Annotated in this window: 21 protein-coding genes and 1 tRNA gene; 8 read left to right on the top strand and 14 right to left on the bottom strand. The window is 56.5% G+C overall.

Annotation, left to right across the window (positions count from 1 at the left end; all coding sequences use genetic code 11):
- Window positions 1-16: 16 nt before the first annotated feature.
- The 3 genes from AB4P97_RS05545 to AB4P97_RS05535 all read right to left on the bottom strand — a co-directional run bounded on the left by AB4P97_RS05545 (window position 17) and on the right by AB4P97_RS05535 (window position 1165).
- Complete coding sequence (locus tag AB4P97_RS05545; protein WP_395602162.1) at window positions 17-247, bottom strand: hypothetical protein; 231 nt, start codon at window positions 245-247, stop codon at window positions 17-19.
- A gap of 184 nt (window positions 248-431) precedes the next feature.
- Window positions 432-761, bottom strand: a complete 330-nt coding sequence (locus AB4P97_RS05540) for a hypothetical protein (RefSeq protein ID WP_395602161.1) — start codon at window positions 759-761, stop codon at window positions 432-434.
- A 107-nt stretch (window positions 762-868) separates the two neighbouring features.
- Window positions 869-1165: a hypothetical protein gene (locus AB4P97_RS05535; RefSeq protein ID WP_395602160.1), complete on the bottom strand. Its 297-nt coding sequence runs from the start codon at window positions 1163-1165 to the stop codon at window positions 869-871.
- Window positions 1166-1210: 45 nt separating this feature from the next.
- Here AB4P97_RS05535 and AB4P97_RS05530 point away from each other — a divergent pair, with 45 nt between their 5' ends.
- Genes AB4P97_RS05530 through AB4P97_RS05510 form a run of 5 tightly spaced genes read left to right on the top strand, consistent with a single transcriptional unit; the run spans window position 1211 to window position 4777 of the window.
- Window positions 1211-1525, top strand: coding sequence for a hypothetical protein (locus AB4P97_RS05530; RefSeq protein WP_395602159.1), 315 nt, complete (start codon window positions 1211-1213; stop codon window positions 1523-1525).
- Between the two features lie 56 nt (window positions 1526-1581).
- Window positions 1582-2715 (top strand): DNA-methyltransferase, encoded by a 1134-nt coding sequence (locus AB4P97_RS05525; protein ID WP_395602158.1) that lies wholly within the window; start codon window positions 1582-1584, stop codon window positions 2713-2715.
- A gap of 51 nt (window positions 2716-2766) precedes the next feature.
- The gene (locus tag AB4P97_RS05520; protein ID WP_395602157.1) at window positions 2767-3264 is read left to right on the top strand and encodes a hypothetical protein; all 498 of its coding nucleotides are present in this window, start codon (window positions 2767-2769) and stop codon (window positions 3262-3264) included.
- Between the two features lie 44 nt (window positions 3265-3308).
- Window positions 3309-3725, top strand: a complete 417-nt coding sequence (locus AB4P97_RS05515) for a hypothetical protein (RefSeq protein ID WP_395602156.1) — start codon at window positions 3309-3311, stop codon at window positions 3723-3725.
- The gene (locus tag AB4P97_RS05510; protein ID WP_249342544.1) at window positions 3626-4777 is read left to right on the top strand and encodes a tyrosine-type recombinase/integrase; all 1152 of its coding nucleotides are present in this window, start codon (window positions 3626-3628) and stop codon (window positions 4775-4777) included. The genes AB4P97_RS05515 and AB4P97_RS05510 overlap by 100 nt, the downstream gene beginning before the upstream one ends.
- A gap of 81 nt (window positions 4778-4858) precedes the next feature.
- Here AB4P97_RS05510 and AB4P97_RS05505 read toward each other — a convergent pair.
- The 9 genes from AB4P97_RS05505 to thrS form a co-directional block, all read right to left on the bottom strand.
- Window positions 4859-4935: transfer RNA gene (locus AB4P97_RS05505), tRNA-Pro, on the bottom strand.
- 89 nt (window positions 4936-5024) lie between these two features.
- Window positions 5025-5381 carry a MerR family transcriptional regulator gene (locus AB4P97_RS05500; protein ID WP_003179985.1) on the bottom strand — a complete coding sequence of 119 codons (357 nt, stop codon included), beginning with the start codon at window positions 5379-5381 and terminating at the stop codon, window positions 5025-5027.
- Entirely contained in the window at window positions 5362-5664 is a 303-nt protein-coding gene (gene ihfA / locus AB4P97_RS05495; protein ID WP_002553164.1) for an integration host factor subunit alpha, read from the bottom strand. Before ihfA ends, AB4P97_RS05500 begins: the two co-directional genes overlap by 20 nt.
- 3 nt (window positions 5665-5667) lie before the next feature.
- Window positions 5668-8046: a phenylalanine--tRNA ligase subunit beta gene (pheT, locus tag AB4P97_RS05490; protein WP_395602155.1), complete on the bottom strand. Its 2379-nt coding sequence runs from the start codon at window positions 8044-8046 to the stop codon at window positions 5668-5670.
- Between the two features lie 26 nt (window positions 8047-8072).
- Entirely contained in the window at window positions 8073-9089 is a 1017-nt protein-coding gene (gene pheS, locus AB4P97_RS05485; protein WP_042558694.1) for a phenylalanine--tRNA ligase subunit alpha, read from the bottom strand.
- Window positions 9090-9198: 109 nt separating this feature from the next.
- Complete coding sequence (gene rplT, locus AB4P97_RS05480; protein WP_042558693.1) at window positions 9199-9555, bottom strand: 50S ribosomal protein L20; 357 nt, start codon at window positions 9553-9555, stop codon at window positions 9199-9201.
- A gap of 28 nt (window positions 9556-9583) precedes the next feature.
- Window positions 9584-9778 (bottom strand): 50S ribosomal protein L35, encoded by a 195-nt coding sequence (gene rpmI, locus AB4P97_RS05475; protein WP_002553160.1) that lies wholly within the window; start codon window positions 9776-9778, stop codon window positions 9584-9586.
- A 59-nt stretch (window positions 9779-9837) separates the two neighbouring features.
- Window positions 9838-10389 carry a translation initiation factor IF-3 gene (gene infC / locus AB4P97_RS05470; RefSeq protein WP_176469887.1) on the bottom strand — a complete coding sequence of 184 codons (552 nt, stop codon included), beginning with the start codon at window positions 10387-10389 and terminating at the stop codon, window positions 9838-9840.
- Complete coding sequence (gene thrS / locus AB4P97_RS05465) at window positions 10389-12311, bottom strand: threonine--tRNA ligase (protein WP_042558692.1); 1923 nt, start codon at window positions 12309-12311, stop codon at window positions 10389-10391. The genes infC and thrS overlap by 1 nt, the downstream gene beginning before the upstream one ends.
- A gap of 370 nt (window positions 12312-12681) precedes the next feature.
- Between thrS and AB4P97_RS05460 the strand changes: the two genes are divergently transcribed.
- Together AB4P97_RS05460 and AB4P97_RS05455 are read left to right on the top strand one after the other, a co-directional pair.
- Window positions 12682-12984, top strand: coding sequence for a hypothetical protein (locus AB4P97_RS05460; RefSeq protein ID WP_042558691.1), 303 nt, complete (start codon window positions 12682-12684; stop codon window positions 12982-12984).
- Between the two features lie 287 nt (window positions 12985-13271).
- Window positions 13272-13484 (top strand): cold-shock protein, encoded by a 213-nt coding sequence (locus AB4P97_RS05455; RefSeq protein WP_003179963.1) that lies wholly within the window; start codon window positions 13272-13274, stop codon window positions 13482-13484.
- Window positions 13485-13556: 72 nt separating this feature from the next.
- Here the strand turns inward: AB4P97_RS05455 and AB4P97_RS05450 are convergent, their stop codons facing one another.
- Together AB4P97_RS05450 and AB4P97_RS05445 are read right to left on the bottom strand one after the other, a co-directional pair.
- Complete coding sequence (locus AB4P97_RS05450) at window positions 13557-13874, bottom strand: I78 family peptidase inhibitor (protein WP_042558690.1); 318 nt, start codon at window positions 13872-13874, stop codon at window positions 13557-13559.
- A 165-nt stretch (window positions 13875-14039) separates the two neighbouring features.
- Complete coding sequence (locus AB4P97_RS05445) at window positions 14040-14345, bottom strand: hypothetical protein (RefSeq protein ID WP_395602909.1); 306 nt, start codon at window positions 14343-14345, stop codon at window positions 14040-14042.
- 132 nt (window positions 14346-14477) lie between these two features.
- Here AB4P97_RS05445 and AB4P97_RS05440 point away from each other — a divergent pair, with 132 nt between their 5' ends.
- Entirely contained in the window at window positions 14478-14684 is a 207-nt protein-coding gene (locus AB4P97_RS05440) for a hypothetical protein (RefSeq protein WP_042558689.1), read from the top strand.
- Window positions 14685-14705: the final 21 nt, after the last annotated feature.

The following is a 14705-nucleotide window of genomic DNA, read 5'->3' as shown; positions in this document are numbered from 1 at the left end:
AGTCAGCGACATTCGCCTAATTCGACGTTCCGACTTTAGCCGGAAACTTGTCAGTGTCAGCGATGGGCGGGGTACTCATAAAAGCATCCCAACTTCGATAGGCTTCGCGCTGCCTTTCGTTGGCAGCATCCCAAGCTGGGCCTGATACACAACCAGATGAAACCAGCTTCATCATTTCCATGGTGGCAGCATCAAGTTCTAAAAGAAGATGGTGCGACTCAAATCTGAAGTCGTCGATGGAAGGCATAACCTTTCTCCTGCGCGGAACTCACCGCCTTTGAGAAACAGCTGCTCCTCGAACAGTCGAGTACGATCACTTCTGATAATTCATGCGATCTGACCACCGGTCAACTTCACTCTGATTCCTCCCCGCTCAAAGTCAGCTGCTATGGCGACAGCAAGGGTACTGCATCAGCTTTAAATTCGTAGATCTAAATGCCTCGGCCTGAGCCATTGCGAGGGAGTTGCTCGGGTTTTGAAATCGGCGCGGAGCTCTTAGTCATGGCGACGAACTCTTTTGCACGTGCCAATCCCCAAGTCATGGCCTGAGTCATCGTTTCGCCCGGACGGGAATCGAAGGACTCTTCGAGCAACATAGCTCCATGTTGGCCGTATACGCCTAGGAAGAGCTGCGTTTCGCCGGTCCTTGAGGTGCGAACCTGTACGCTCAGCAATGTGCCATCTGACAATCGCTCATCTTTGTTACGAAAGTGGATCTCAGGATCAGCCCACTTCCAAAAAACGCTTCCGCGTATGTGCATTGCCTACCCTCTATTTGGATGCGCAATTATGCATCAGATGATAAGCGACACTCTATCGCTCAAAATCGACGAGAACAGTGACATTGAGCAGCGCATAGCGAATTAGCTTAGGGGGCGTCAGACACTTCGTTGGCATCCACGGCTTCGAGCCAGGCCGCGTAGGAGCACTTCTGCCTTGAAATTGCGTCATCCCAAATTTTGCCCGTCACCTCACCAGCGACGATAAGCAGCATTAGATGGTTGTTGGTTGCTTCGAGGTCGAGCAGATAGTGGTGAGCCTTGAATCGAAAATCTTCATTCGTAAGCATTTGAACACGCACGCCCAGCAGGACTGACTCGGAAATACGAGTCGATATTCCTGTGAAAGCAGTATGGCACCCCAGTCTGCTGTTAGATACGAACACCCCCTCCCCCTCAAAGTCAGCCGCTATAGCGGCAAGGACGAAGTCATGCCTGAAAAAAAACAAGCTCCAGAGTTCGAACTCAACGGCAGCCAGCCGGCACGCCCGCTCCTGCTTTGCTTCCAAGTCGGCGACTGCGACTGGGTGGCGGCTCGCGATGAAGACGAGGCGCGCCGAGTGCTGGCCGAAATGAACGGCGACGATCCATCCGACTATGCGGACTGGGATGTCGAGCTGACCAGCGAGGCGTTCCTCGACAAACAGTGGGTCGACGAGGAGCCGCCTCACCCAGAGTGCGGTTGTCTCCGTCAGTGGCTGGCAGAGGCCACCGAACCTTCCTATCTGATTGGCACGGAGGGCTGAGCCATGATCTTCGCCCCGCTCTACATGGCCTACCTCATCTACAAGGGGCCGTGGCGATGACAGAACAACACCGCATTCTGGTCGGCGACTGCATCGACATGATGCGGACCCTGCCAGACCAATCAATTCAAACGTGCATTACCAGCCCTCCCTACTTCGGGTTGCGGGATTACGGCGTCGACGGGCAGATCGGTTTGGAGCAAACCCCGGCGGAATTCATCGCGCGGCTGGTCGATGTGTTCCGCGAAGTGCGCCGAGTACTCCGCGACGACGGCACGGCTTGGGTGAACATGGGAGACAGTTACGCCGGCAGTTGGGGGGCGCATGGCCGCAATGATATGGGCGTCGGTGTGTCGACTATCAGCCAGCGCCAGGTGATGGCCTCGCAGCGAAAAGCGAAAGCCACCACCCACACGGAGTACAAACCAAAGGATTTGATGGGAATGCCTTGGCGCCTCGCCTTCGCGCTACAGAACGACGGCTGGTATCTGCGGCAGGACATCATCTGGCACAAACCGAACCCGATGCCGGAGTCGACGCGCGATCGGTGCACTAAAGCCCACGAATACATCTTCCTGCTCAGCAAGTCCCGTCGGTACCACTGCGACATGGAGGCGATACGCGAGCCGGCGATTTATGGCGCCACGCCAACCGGCGTCGGTTTCGGTCACGGGTTCGACGCAGTGACTAAGCCGCGGGCAACGGTGCCGACCGGATGGGATACCTCAATCGGCGACGGTGGACACGGAGCTTTTCACAAGGAAGGTGCGGAGCGTGCACGGCGCGATAGTTTCAAGCGAGAGGATTCGAAGCGAGAGCAGGTGATCCCGGGCCAGAACAAAGGCACGCACCGACCAGACCGAAAGGAAAGCACTTGGGACACGGCAACGAGGAACAAGCGCAGCGTGTGGACTGTGGCGACCCATAGCTTCAAGGACGCCCACTTCGCCACCTTCCCGCCCGACCTGATCCGGCCATGCGTTTTGGCCGGGGCTCCTCGCGGGGGCGTAGTGCTGGACCCTTTCGGTGGCGCCGGTACCACAGCGGTGGTCGCCATGCAGGAGGGCCGCAAGTCGATCCTCTGCGAACTCAATCCAGACTATGCCGCCATGGCTGAACGCCGGATCTCGGCTGCCTGGCTCGACGGCGCCGCGCAGATGGACGTCTTTCACGACGCCGCAACAGCCTAACCCCTCCCCCAACTCAACAGCCTGCCGGTTTACGGCGGGCGAGGAATTCCTATGTCCGAAGAAAAGAATGCATTCCGCGACGCTGCTATCGAAGCCATCACGGATATGGCTCAGCACCTGCCGCTTGATTGCGAGCTGCTGGTGGTGGCCTGCCGCCCCGGCAAGAAAGACTTTGACCTGGTGCTGCCGTCGCCCGAGTCGAACTTGAACAATGCCTTGGACGCGCTGCGCCGTAACGGTTTGAGCATCGACGGCGACAACGCCTACAAGCGCGACCTCCTGGACGCTGTGGTCGGAGCACTGGCGCTCGGCGCGCAGAACGACAACCCGCCACCGGCCAGTCATTGGGGCCAACGCTTCTGGGATATCGGCCGGGAGGAACGCGGGCTGCACGAAGAGCTGGTCGCGGCACTAAAGCTTAACCGCGAAAACCTGCGCGCCTGCCAAGCGACCATCCACCTGTGCGGCGGATTCGACCCTGCCTATGTGAACGATGCCCAGGCTGCCATGAAGGTCGCCGACGCAGTCCTGGCCAAGGTCGGCGCATAACCCATCACCAACTTCTGCCGCCACGCGCGGCATGGAGCATCCATATGTCAAATCGCAGCGCGGCCCAGGTCGCGCCCATCCTCCCGCGCTTCATTCGCGCCGGCGAGGCATACGGCTACCTCGGCATGTGCCGGGACGAATTCAACAAAACGGTGCGCCCGAACGTGCGCGAATTCCCGATCGGGAAGCAAGGCGTCGGTTTCGACCGTCTCGAGCTGGACGAGTGGGCTGACCGTTACATCGAGTCGATGGCAATTGAAAAGGCCGCCAATCAGGACAACAATCGCCCTTGCAGCGAGCGCCAGGGCAAGAAGAAAGGAGCAACGCCGTGGCCCAAAAAGCAATCACCGGCCTCCAGCAAATGCCGAACGGCATCTGGAAGATCGACAAAAAGTACAGAGGAGAACGAATTCAAGAGAGTACTGGCACTTGTAACCGCGCCGAAGCAGAGCAGTACCTGATTCACAAGCTGGAGCAATTGCGCCAGCAGAAGGTGTACGGCGTTCGGCGGGTGAGGACGTGGCGGGAAGTGGCGACTCGCTTCCTGCTGGAAGTGAAGGATCAGGCTTCCATCCACATCTCGGCCACATATATGGAGCAGCTCGACCCGTTCATTGGCGATATGCCGCTGACCCATATCGACGACGATGCCCTCGCGCCTTACATCCAATCGAAGCTAAATCCAGCGGTAGGGAAGCCAGTCACGAACCGGACCGTGAATATCGCGCTTCAGCGGGTCATCCGCGTGCTGAACCTCTGCGCTCGAAAGTGGCGTGATGAGGAACGACGGCCGCTGCTGGACGTGGTTCCGATGATTTCCCTGCTGGACGAGAAGACGAACAGCCGAAAGCCCTACCCGCTCTCATGGGAAGAACAGTCGATCCTGTTCGCCGAACTCCCGGCGCACCTTCAGACCATGGCCATGTTCAAGGTCAATACCGGGTGCCGGGAGCAGGAAGTTTGCAAGCTTCAGTGGAATTGGGAGATTGCGGTACCTGAGCTAGGAACGAGTGTGTTCCTGATACCTGCGGGATTTGGGGGTAGAAGCGCCAGGTCTGGCGTGAAGAACCGAGACGAGCGTCTGGTCGTGATGAATGACGTTGCCAAGTCAGTGATCGAGAAGCAGCGCGGCAAGCATCCGCTCTACGTGTTCCCGTTTGGCAAGCCAGATGGTGATGGGAATGAAACGACGGTTCATCGCATGAATGACTCGGCCTGGAAGAAGGCGCGGATCCGAGCGGCGAAGAAGTGGCAGGAGAAATTCTTGCGGCCGGCACATGACGGCTTTGCCAGAATCCGAATTCACGACTTGAAGCACACCTTTGGGAGAAGGCTGCGTGCGGCTGGCGTGACTGAGGAGGATCGGAAAGCGCTGCTCGGCCACAAGAACGGAAGCATCACCAGTCACTACTCGGCGGCGGAATTGGATCAGCTCATTGCGGCGGCAAATAAGGTATCAGCAACCGACTCACGCGCACCAGCGTTGACGATTCTGAAAAGGAGGGAGGCATGAAGAAAAGGCCAGGGTCACTTGAAAAGTCACTATGGCAAAAACAACAAAGCCGCTCGAAAGCGGCTAAGTCATTGAAATATATGGTCGGGACGGAGTGATTCGAACACTCGACCCCTAGCACCCCATGCTAGTGCGCTACCGGACTGCGCTACGCCCCGACTGGTTCTGCATCTCGTTCTTCACCTCGAAGAACGCTCAAGAATATATCGCAAGCATTTGAAAACTGGAAGTATTCAAACGCAGCTTTTTATTTCTTGAGTACCACCAGCACATCTTCGAGTTCGGCGATCATCTGGCGGATCATTTGCTTGTATTGGGTGGTGTCATCTTTGGCTTCATCGCCGGACAGACGCAAGCGTGCGCCGCCAATGGTGAACCCCTGATCGTAAAGGAGCGCGCGGATCTGCCGGATCATCAGCACGTCTTGTCGCTGATAATACCGGCGGTTTCCGCGGCGTTTGACGGGGTTGAGCTGAGGAAACTCCTGCTCCCAGTAGCGCAGCACGTGTGGCTTTACGGCACACAGCTCGCTGACTTCACCGATGGTGAAGTAGCGTTTGCCCGGGATGACGGGTAGTTCGTCGTTATGACTTGGTTCCAGCATAAGCCTCAACTCGGGCCTTCAACTTCTGCCCTGGACGAAAGGTGACCACACGGCGAGCCGTGATCGGGATTTCTTCCCCCGTTTTCGGGTTGCGGCCAGGCCGCTGGCGTTTGTCCCGAAGGTCGAAATTGCCGAAACCGGACAATTTGACCTGCTCGTTGTCTTCAAGAGCGTGCCTGATTTCCTCGAAAAACAGTTCCACCAATTCCTTGGCTTCCCGCTTGTTCAGGCCCAGCTCTTCATATAGACGTTCCGCCATCTCAGCTTTCGTCAAAGCCCCCATACGTCACTTCCTTAACGTGGCGTTCAACCTTTGTTCGAGCGAGGTGAGGATATTTTGCGTCGTCGAATTCACCTCATCGTCATTAAGAGTGCGCGATGGATGCTGCCAGGTCAAGCCAACTGCAAGGCTTTTTCTATCAGGATCAATACCTTTACCCTGATATACGTCAAACAGCCTGAGATCTGTGAGCCATTCGCCTGCATTTTCACGGATTACGTCCAGTACAGCCGAGGCTGCAACGTCTTTGTGCGCGATCAGTGCAAGGTCACGACGCACTTCAGGAAAGCGCGACAACTCGTGGAATTTCGGCATTTTACCGAGTGCCACTTCAGCCAGAACCAGCTCGAAAACGAAGACCGGACGGTCCAGACCCAACGCTTTGGACAATTCCGGGTGGATGGCGCCGATGAAACCGACTTCACGCCCTTCCCGCTCAATGCGCGCGGTTTGACCCGGGTGCAGCGCCGGGTGTTTGCCCGGAGCGAAAGCGAACGAATCCAGTGCACCGGCGAAGCCCAGCACTGCTTCCACGTCAGCCTTGACGTCGAAGAAGTCGATGGTGTCGCGACCTTGCGCCCAGCCTTCCGGCAGACGGCTACCGCAGACAACACCGGACAGCATCGGCTCTTGCTTCAGACCTTCGAGCTGACCGACGAAGCGCAGGCCGCTTTCGAACAGTCGCACGCGATCTTGCTGGCGGTTCAGGTTGTGCTGCAGGGCCTTGACCAGACCTGGCCACAACGAAGAACGCATGGCAGCCATGTCGTTGGAGATCGGATTCGCCAGCAACAGCGGCTCGACGCCCGGGTTGAACAGTTCGAACTGCCTTGGATCGATGAAGCTGTAGGTGATTGCTTCCTGATAACCACGTGCAACCAGCAAGCGGCGCAGTTCCGGCAGATCGCTACGCGCTTCAGCCTTGGCTTGTGGCGCCAGACGCGCTTGCGGGTAACGAACCGGCAAACGGTTGTAGCCGTACAGACGGGCCAGCTCTTCGATGAGATCAACTTCCAGGCTGATGTCGAAGCGATGGCTTGGCACTTCTACGCGCCATTGCCCTGCTCCATCAGCAGTAATGTTCAGCCCCAAGGCGCTGAGCAGACGTTCGACCTGTGCCGAATCCATTTCCATGCCGAGCATCTGGGTGATGCGCTGCGCACGCAAGGTGATCGGCGCGATCGACGGCAGATGCTGGTCGCTGACGGTCTCGATGATCGGGCCGGCTTCACCGCCAGTGATTTCCAGCAGCAGGCCAGTGGCACGCTCCATGGCTTCACGGGCCAGCTGCCAGTCGACGCCACGCTCGTAGCGATGCGACGCGTCGGTGTGCAGGCCGTATGAACGAGCCTTGCCAGCGACGGCGATCTGATCAAAGAACGCGGATTCAAGGAATACATCGCGAGTGGTCGAAGAGACACCGCTGTGTTCGCCACCCATCACACCGGCAATTGCCAGAGCACGCGTGTGGTCGGCGATCACCAGCGTATCGCTACGCAGGCTGACTTCCTGACCATCGAGCAGCACCAGCTTCTCGCCCTCTTCGGCCATGCGCACGCGGATGCCGCCATTGATCTCGGCGAGATCGAATGCGTGCAGCGGCTGGCCCAGCTCGAGCATTACGTAGTTGGTGATATCGACGGCGGCGTCGATGCTGCGCACGTCAGCGCGACGCAGACGTTCAACCATCCACAGCGGCGTTGGCTTGGACAGGTCGACGTTACGGATCACACGCCCCAGATAACGCGGGCATGCGGCCGGCGCAAGCACTTCTACCGAACGCACTTCGTCGTGCACGGCAGGAACAGCAAGCACCGCTGGACGGGTGACCGGAGCGGCATACAGCGCGCCAACTTCACGGGCCAGACCAGCCAGGGACAGGCAGTCGCCACGGTTCGGGGTCAGATCGACCTCGATGCTGGCGTCTTCCAGATCCAGATACACACGGAAATCTTCACCCACCGGGGCATCAGCCGGCAGTTCCATCAGGCCGTCGTTGCCTTCACCGACTTGCAATTCGGCTTGCGAGCACAGCATGCCGTTGGACTCGACGCCACGCAGCTTGGCCTTCTTGATCTTGAAGTCGCCCGGCAGCTCGGCACCAATCATGGCGAACGGAATCTTCAGGCCCGGGCGCACGTTTGGCGCACCGCAAACAACCTGAAAGGTTTCCGCGCCGTTGCTGACCTGGCAAACGCGCAATTTGTCGGCATCAGGGTGTTGCTCGGCGCTCAACACCTCGCCCACGACCACGCCACTGAATACGCCGGCGGCCGGCGTAACGCTATCGACCTCAAGACCGGCCATCGACAGACGAGCAACCAGCTCGTCACGATCTACCTGCGGGCTAACCCAGCCACGCAGCCATTGTTCACTGAATTTCATCCTGCTCTCCTAAGAATTCGTTACGACTAGCGAAATTGCGCGAGGAACCGCAAGTCGTTGTCGAAGAACAGACGCAAGTCGTTCACGCCGTAACGGAGCATGGCCAGACGCTCGACGCCCATGCCGAAGGCAAAGCCGGAGAACTCTTCCGGGTCGATGCCGGACATACGCAACACGTTCGGATGAACCATGCCGCAGCCCATCACTTCCAGCCAGCCAGTCTGCTTGCAGACACGGCAGCCTTTACCGCTGCACATCACGCATTCCATGTCGACTTCAGCGGATGGCTCGGTGAACGGGAAGTACGAAGGACGGAAACGTACGGCCAGCTCTTTCTCGAAAAACACCCTCAGGAATTCTTCGATGGTGCCTTTGAGATCGGCAAAATTGATGTCGCGATCGACCAGCAGGCCTTCGACCTGGTGGAACATCGGCGAGTGGGTGATATCGGAGTCGCTGCGGTACACACGGCCTGGGCAGACAATGCGGATCGGCGGCTGCTTCGATTCCATGGTGCGGACCTGTACCGGCGAGGTATGGGTGCGCAGCAACATGCTGGCGTTGAAATAGAAGGTGTCATGCATCGACCGGGCCGGGTGATGGCCTGAGATGTTGAGCGCTTCAAAGTTGTGGTAATCGTCTTCGACCTCAGGGCCTTCGGCAATGCCGTAGCCGATGCGAGTGAAGAACTGTTCAACACGTTCCAGAGTCCGGGTAACCGGATGCAGACCACCAGAGGTCTGGCCTCGGCCCGGCAGCGTCACGTCAATGGACTCGGCAGACAGCTTGGCAGCCAGTTCGGCTTCTTCAAACAGGGCCATGCGCGCATTGAGAACGCCTGTAACACGTTCCTTGGCAACGTTGATCAGGGCGCCGACTTGCGGACGCTCTTCTGCCGGCAAATTCCCCAGGGTCTTCATCACCTGAGTCAATTCACCCTTTTTGCCAAGGTATTGAACCCGGATTTGCTCCAGGGCATTGATATCTTCAGCGCTTTGCACAGCCTCTAGTGCTTGAGAGACCAGCGCATCCAGGTTTTCCATGTACAGACTCCAGATACAAAATAGGGGAAGAGCTTGAAGGCTCTTCCCCTATTTAAGACGTTTACCACCTGACCCCACGAAAGTGAGGCCGGGTGATTGTCGGGGGTACTTAAGCCAAGGTGGCTTTAGCTTTCTCGACAATCGCAGCAAACACCGCTTTTTCGTTCACTGCCAGATCAGCCAGAACCTTACGGTCGATCTCGATGGACGCTTTTTTCAGGCCAGCGATGAAACGGCTGTAGGACAGACCGTTAACACGAGCACCAGCATTGATACGAGCGATCCACAGAGCGCGGAACTGACGTTTTTTCTGACGACGGTCACGGTAGGCGTATTGGCCAGCCTTGATAACCGCTTGCTTGGCAACACGGAATACGCGCGAACGTGCACCGTAGTAGCCTTTAGCAAGTTTCAGAATTTTCTTGTGGCGCTTACGCGCCATGACGCCACGCTTTACACGAGCCATGAGTTACTTCCTCTATTCTTGACTAAAATTAACGAAGGCGCAGCATGCGCTCGACTTTTGCGACGTCCGACGGATGCAGCAAGCTGCTACCGCGCAGTTGACGCTTACGCTTGGTCGACATTTTAGTCAGGATGTGGCTCTTGAAAGCGTGCTTGTGCTTGATACCGTTAGCAGTTTTCAGAAACCGCTTAGCAGCACCACTTTTAGTTTTCATCTTTGGCATGTTCGGTACTCCGCATTCAGTTGATAAACATAATCAGAAGGCCTGCCGTGCCCTATTGATTACTTCTTCTTTTTCGGGGCGATGACCATGATCAGCTGGCGTCCTTCCATCTTAGGATGCTGTTCGACCGAACCGTACTCGAGCAAGTCACCTTCAACTCGCTTGAGGAGTTCCATCCCCAGCTCCTGGTGGGCCATCTCACGGCCGCGGAATCGCAAGGATACCTTGGCCCTGTCCCCATCACTCAGGAAACGTACCAGGTTGCGCAGTTTTACCTGGTAATCCCCTTCCTCCGTCCCTGGACGAAACTTGATTTCTTTAACCTGAATCTGCTTCTGGTTTTTCTTGGCTGCGGCAACCTGCTTCTTCTTCTCGAAGATCGATTTGCCGTAGTCCATCAGTTTGCAAACAGGGGGTACTGCATCGGCGGAAATTTCCACCAAATCCAGTTTGGCCTCTTCAGCCTTAAGAAGCGCGTCTTCAATTGACACAATCCCAAGCTGTTCACCTTCAGCCCCAATTAACCGAACCTCGCGTGCCGAGATATTCTCGTTGATCGGGGCTTTCGGTGCAGCTCGTTTATCTTGTCTCATTTCACGCTTAATAGTAATTACTCCGAATCTGGGCGACCACGCCGGGAAACCGCTTGCGCGAGAAACTCAGCGAACTGGGCGACGGGCATCGAGCCCAGGTCAGCACCTTCACGAGTACGCACAGCGACAGTCTGCATCTCGACTTCCCGATCCCCGATAACCAAGAGATAGGGAACCTTGAGCAAAGTATGCTCACGGATTTTAAAGCCGATCTTTTCATTTCTCAAGTCAGACTTGGCACGAAAACCGCTTTCGTTGAGAGTTTTTTCAACCTCGGCGGCAAAATCGGCCTGTTTGTCAGTGATGTTCATGATCACTGCCTGGGTCGGAGCCAGCCACGCAGGGAATGCACCCTCGTAGTGCTCGATCAGGATTCCGACGAATCGTTCGAAGGATCCAAGGATCGCCCGGTGCAACATTACCGGGTGCTTGCGACTGTTGTCTTCGGAGACGTATTCGGCTCCCAGACGGATAGGCAGGTTAAAATCGAGCTGCAGAGTACCACACTGCCAGACACGGCCAAGGCAATCTTTGAGCGAGAACTCGATCTTCGGACCGTAGAACGCGCCCTCACCCGGCTGCAGATCGTACGCAAGACCCGCACTGTCAAGGGCTGCGGCCAATGCGGCTTCTGCGCGATCCCACAATTCGTCGGAACCAACGCGTTTTTCCGGACGAGTGGACAGCTTCATTTCGACATCGGTGAAGCCGAAGTCGCGATAAACGTCCATGGTCAGCTTGATAAACGCAGCAGACTCGGCCTGCATCTGCTCTTCGGTGCAGAAGATGTGGGCATCGTCCTGAGTAAACGCACGCACGCGCATGATGCCGTGCAGCGCACCCGATGGCTCGTTACGGTGGCAAGCACCGAATTCGGCCAGACGCATCGGCAGTTCGCGGTAGCTTTTCAGGCCTTGATTGAACACCTGCACGTGGCACGGGCAGTTCATCGGCTTGATGGCGTAGTCACGGTTTTCCGACTGAGTGGTGAACATGTTGTCGGCGTAGTTGGCCCAATGCCCGGATTTCTCCCACAGGCTGCGGTCAACGACTTGTGGCGTCTTGATCTCAAGGTAGCCGTTGTCACGCTGCACCTTGCGCATGTACTGCTCGAGCACCTGGTACAGAGTCCAGCCGTTCGGGTGCCAGAACACCATACCCGGGGACTCTTCCTGAGTGTGGAACAGGCCCAGGCGCTTGCCGATCTTGCGGTGATCGCGCTTTTCGGCTTCTTCGATACGCTGGATGTAGGCTGCCAACTGTTTCTTGTCAGCCCAAGCAGTGCCGTAAACGCGCTGCAACTGCTCGTTTTTGGCATCGCCGCGCCAGTAAGCGCCGGACAGCTTGGTCAGTTTGAAAGACTTCAGAAAACGTGTGTTCGGCACGTGAGGGCCGCGACACATGTCGACGTACTCTTCGTGATAGTACAAACCCATGGCCTGCTCGTTCGGCATGTCTTCGACCAGGCGCAGCTTGTAGTCTTCGCCGCGAGCCTTGAACACTTCGATCACTTCAGCGCGCGGAGTGACTTTCTTGATGACGTCGTAATCTTTCTCGATCAACTGCTGCATGCGCTGCTCGATGGCAGCCATGTCGTCCGGAGTAAAAGGACGTTCGAAGGCGATGTCGTAATAGAAGCCTTCGTCAATAACCGGGCCAATGACCATTTTAGCCGTCGGATACAGCTGCTTGACCGCATGGCCTACCAGGTGGGCGCAAGAGTGGCGAATGATCTCCAGCCCCTCTTCATCCTTTGGCGTGATGATTTGCAGCGTCGAATCGCTGTCGATGATATCACTGGCGTCGACCAGTTGGCCATTGACCTTGCCGGCCACAGTGGCCTTGGCCAGACCAGCACCAATGGATGCGGCGACCTCGGCTACGGAAACCGGGTGATCGAATGAACGTTGACTGCCGTCGGGAAGAGTAATAGTTGGCATGGCGCCTCCTCTCCTAGTGGTGACCCCTACCAAAGGTCACGTGGGTTGGGATGAGCCAGTACAAGATCCGATCCAGGCCATTCAATGACGAACGCCTGCCTTACAGCGGCAGGAGCCTTGCGGCCAACCGGAAACCGAACCAGAGTGACTGGGATTCAAATCGGGATTTTCGTACGCTGCCGCTGCCGGGACTAGAGGTCATCCGGAGCCTGCAAACGCCCGAGTCGGGCATGCTAGCACAGATGAACGGTCGCCGATGTACTCTCGCCTTGCCGTGAGGCAAATCGTCCGTTTTATGCCAGAGTGCTGAACTTGATTGGCCATTCAGCCATCAGATAACAAGACATTGACCCACAAGGAGCATCCTCACATGCGTCTGAATACCCTGTTCGCGGTAGTCGCCCCTATTGTTCTGCTGCTGCCGCTGAGTGCTCACGCAGACTGGCCAAAGGGCGAACGTGATAAATACATGGCGCAATGCTCGCAGGCCGCAACGCCTCAGATCGGCGCTGCAGCGGCGAAGGCTCACTGCGCGTGCGGCGCTGATGCAATCAAGTCTTATCCCGCTAGCGACATTCAGGCTTTGATGGACAACAAGGCAACGCCTGAATTGCAACAGAAAGCACTGGGCCAGATTGCCAAATGCAAGGCCAACACCCCGGCGAAAAAGTGACAAAAAATTCATATTGAGCAGGCTGAAACCTGAGAAATGGCTCTGGTTTTGAGCTTTTCTGACCGATTTATGCAGGTTTTACAGGTTTTTTTATAGTCTTTACTTTCGACTAAAAGCCTTTAAATCCGGGGCTTTGAGCCGAAACAGGCAGCAAAGAAAACGCGACTGGTAGGCAAACAGCACGTCCGGGGGGTTACAAAGCGAACATTTCGACTATGATATCCCGGTGTGCCCAGTTGGCCTGAGCAGCACAGTACTGAAAAATATATGTTTCTTGGAGATACACCATGTCTAATCGCCAAACCGGCACCGTTAAGTGGTTCAACGATGAAAAAGGCTTCGGCTTCATCACTCCTCAAGGTGGCGGTGACGACCTGTTCGTACACTTCAAAGCTATCGAAAGCGACGGTTTCAAAAGCCTGAAAGAAGGCCAGACCGTTTCCTTCGTGGCTGAGAAAGGCCAAAAGGGTATGCAAGCTGCACAGGTTCGCCCAGAGTAATTTCTCGGCGCACTAAAAAAACCCCGTCCATGTGACGGGGTTTTTTATGCCTGAAACAAAAGCTGCCGGCTATCAGCCGCAGTTGACGCGATTAACCACGAGACTGTTGTCGGTATTCAGGTTCAAGCGATCAGAGCGGTATTCCAGAGTGATCATGTCGTCTGGCTTGAGGAAGCGGGCGTTTTGCGCACCAGCCTTTGCACGAGCCTGCTCCAACAGGGCGGGCGAAGCTTTCTTGCCAATGGCGAACTCCGCTGCCGTTGCTTCACAGCGGCTATGACCGGCTTCGGTCGCCACAGGATCCTTTGCCGACTCGCTGGAGGTTGTGCTGCAACCGGCCAACATGGCAACGGCCATTAGTGCACCCAGTGATGCGAACTTCAAAGGCATGAAGCCTCCTTGTTTTCAAATAGTTAGCTGAGATCGTGCGACCGCCGATCCGGCGTTTGGTTTCATTACAAATGCCATCACCAGGCCACACAATCGGAAAAACGCCGAGTGTGCCTGAGCGGCGCGGACCACTCATCAATCAATCGTGACTGAATATTAACGAGCTCAGTAAACGTCGATGTAGTCATATGGCGGATTCGGCCAGTTGTCCTTGAGCGCGTTGAAAATCTGCATAACCCACACCTCGTCACTGGCCGCGACATTGCCAACGTAACCCGACCCCTTGGCCCAGGTTTCCAGGCGAAACAACAAGCCATCGATGTCCTGCCCGCCCGTCACACCAGAAGAGATGTAAGCCATACCGCCCTTGGTCACTCGCAACTGCGTGTGTTCATCATCGCTGGCCGAAGCCAGCAATCGAAGCACAGCATCAAGCGTAAGGCCGTCAGGGGTATTCAAATCGATCTGCACAGCACTGTCCTTGGATTCGCCGGAAAAGACCAAGTGTCGCATAGCACTCCACTCATGCCTAAGTCGCAGTGCCAAATGCCCGACAAAATGGTTAACTCGGCACACAGACTTCCCGACTTTTCGAGCCTCATCATGACCAGTGTAAGCATCGACGCCGACATCAAAGCCAAATGGGCAGACGGACACAGCTCCTACAGCCCGGGGTCCACTGAAGAGTTGGCGCTTATTGGTATCGATCTATTGGTCAAAGAGCTGGGCACCGAAGCGGCCCAGCAATTCATCAAGCAGATTTTCGAACGGTACCCGATCGAACAGACCGAGCACGCGCTGGGGGGATAAACCCGCAGGCTGGCACCTGCG

Source organism: Pseudomonas sp. A1230, assembly GCF_044218825.1.
Taxonomy (GTDB): domain Bacteria; phylum Pseudomonadota; class Gammaproteobacteria; order Pseudomonadales; family Pseudomonadaceae; genus Aquipseudomonas; species Aquipseudomonas iridis.
The sequence above is the reverse complement of the archived record's forward strand: the minus strand, read 5'-3'. Positions and strand labels throughout refer to the sequence as shown.

Excerpts from the sequence above, each read along its gene's own strand:
- AB4P97_RS05545 (WP_395602162.1), bottom strand. The coding sequence starts at position 247 with ATGCCTTCCATCGACGACTTCAGATTTGAGTCGCACCATCTTCTTTTA.
- AB4P97_RS05540 (WP_395602161.1), bottom strand. The coding sequence starts at position 761 with ATGCACATACGCGGAAGCGTTTTTTGGAAGTGGGCTGATCCTGAGATC.
- AB4P97_RS05530 (WP_395602159.1), top strand. The coding sequence starts at position 1,211 with ATGCCTGAAAAAAAACAAGCTCCAGAGTTCGAACTCAACGGCAGCCAG.
- AB4P97_RS05525 (WP_395602158.1), top strand. The coding sequence starts at position 1,582 with ATGACAGAACAACACCGCATTCTGGTCGGCGACTGCATCGACATGATG.
- AB4P97_RS05520 (WP_395602157.1), top strand. The coding sequence starts at position 2,767 with ATGTCCGAAGAAAAGAATGCATTCCGCGACGCTGCTATCGAAGCCATC.
- AB4P97_RS05515 (WP_395602156.1), top strand. The coding sequence starts at position 3,309 with ATGTCAAATCGCAGCGCGGCCCAGGTCGCGCCCATCCTCCCGCGCTTC.
- AB4P97_RS05510 (WP_249342544.1), top strand. The coding sequence starts at position 3,626 with ATGCCGAACGGCATCTGGAAGATCGACAAAAAGTACAGAGGAGAACGA.
- AB4P97_RS05500 (WP_003179985.1), bottom strand. The coding sequence starts at position 5,381 with ATGCTGGAACCAAGTCATAACGACGAACTACCCGTCATCCCGGGCAAA.
- ihfA (WP_002553164.1), bottom strand. The coding sequence starts at position 5,664 with ATGGGGGCTTTGACGAAAGCTGAGATGGCGGAACGTCTATATGAAGAG.
- pheT (WP_395602155.1), bottom strand. The coding sequence starts at position 8,046 with ATGAAATTCAGTGAACAATGGCTGCGTGGCTGGGTTAGCCCGCAGGTA.
- pheS (WP_042558694.1), bottom strand. The coding sequence starts at position 9,089 with ATGGAAAACCTGGATGCGCTGGTCTCTCAAGCACTAGAGGCTGTGCAA.
- rplT (WP_042558693.1), bottom strand. The coding sequence starts at position 9,555 with ATGGCTCGTGTAAAGCGTGGCGTCATGGCGCGTAAGCGCCACAAGAAA.
- rpmI (WP_002553160.1), bottom strand. The coding sequence starts at position 9,778 with ATGCCAAAGATGAAAACTAAAAGTGGTGCTGCTAAGCGGTTTCTGAAA.
- thrS (WP_042558692.1), bottom strand. The coding sequence starts at position 12,311 with ATGCCAACTATTACTCTTCCCGACGGCAGTCAACGTTCATTCGATCAC.
- AB4P97_RS05460 (WP_042558691.1), top strand. The coding sequence starts at position 12,682 with ATGCGTCTGAATACCCTGTTCGCGGTAGTCGCCCCTATTGTTCTGCTG.
- AB4P97_RS05455 (WP_003179963.1), top strand. The coding sequence starts at position 13,272 with ATGTCTAATCGCCAAACCGGCACCGTTAAGTGGTTCAACGATGAAAAA.
- AB4P97_RS05450 (WP_042558690.1), bottom strand. The coding sequence starts at position 13,874 with ATGCCTTTGAAGTTCGCATCACTGGGTGCACTAATGGCCGTTGCCATG.
- AB4P97_RS05440 (WP_042558689.1), top strand. The coding sequence starts at position 14,478 with ATGACCAGTGTAAGCATCGACGCCGACATCAAAGCCAAATGGGCAGAC.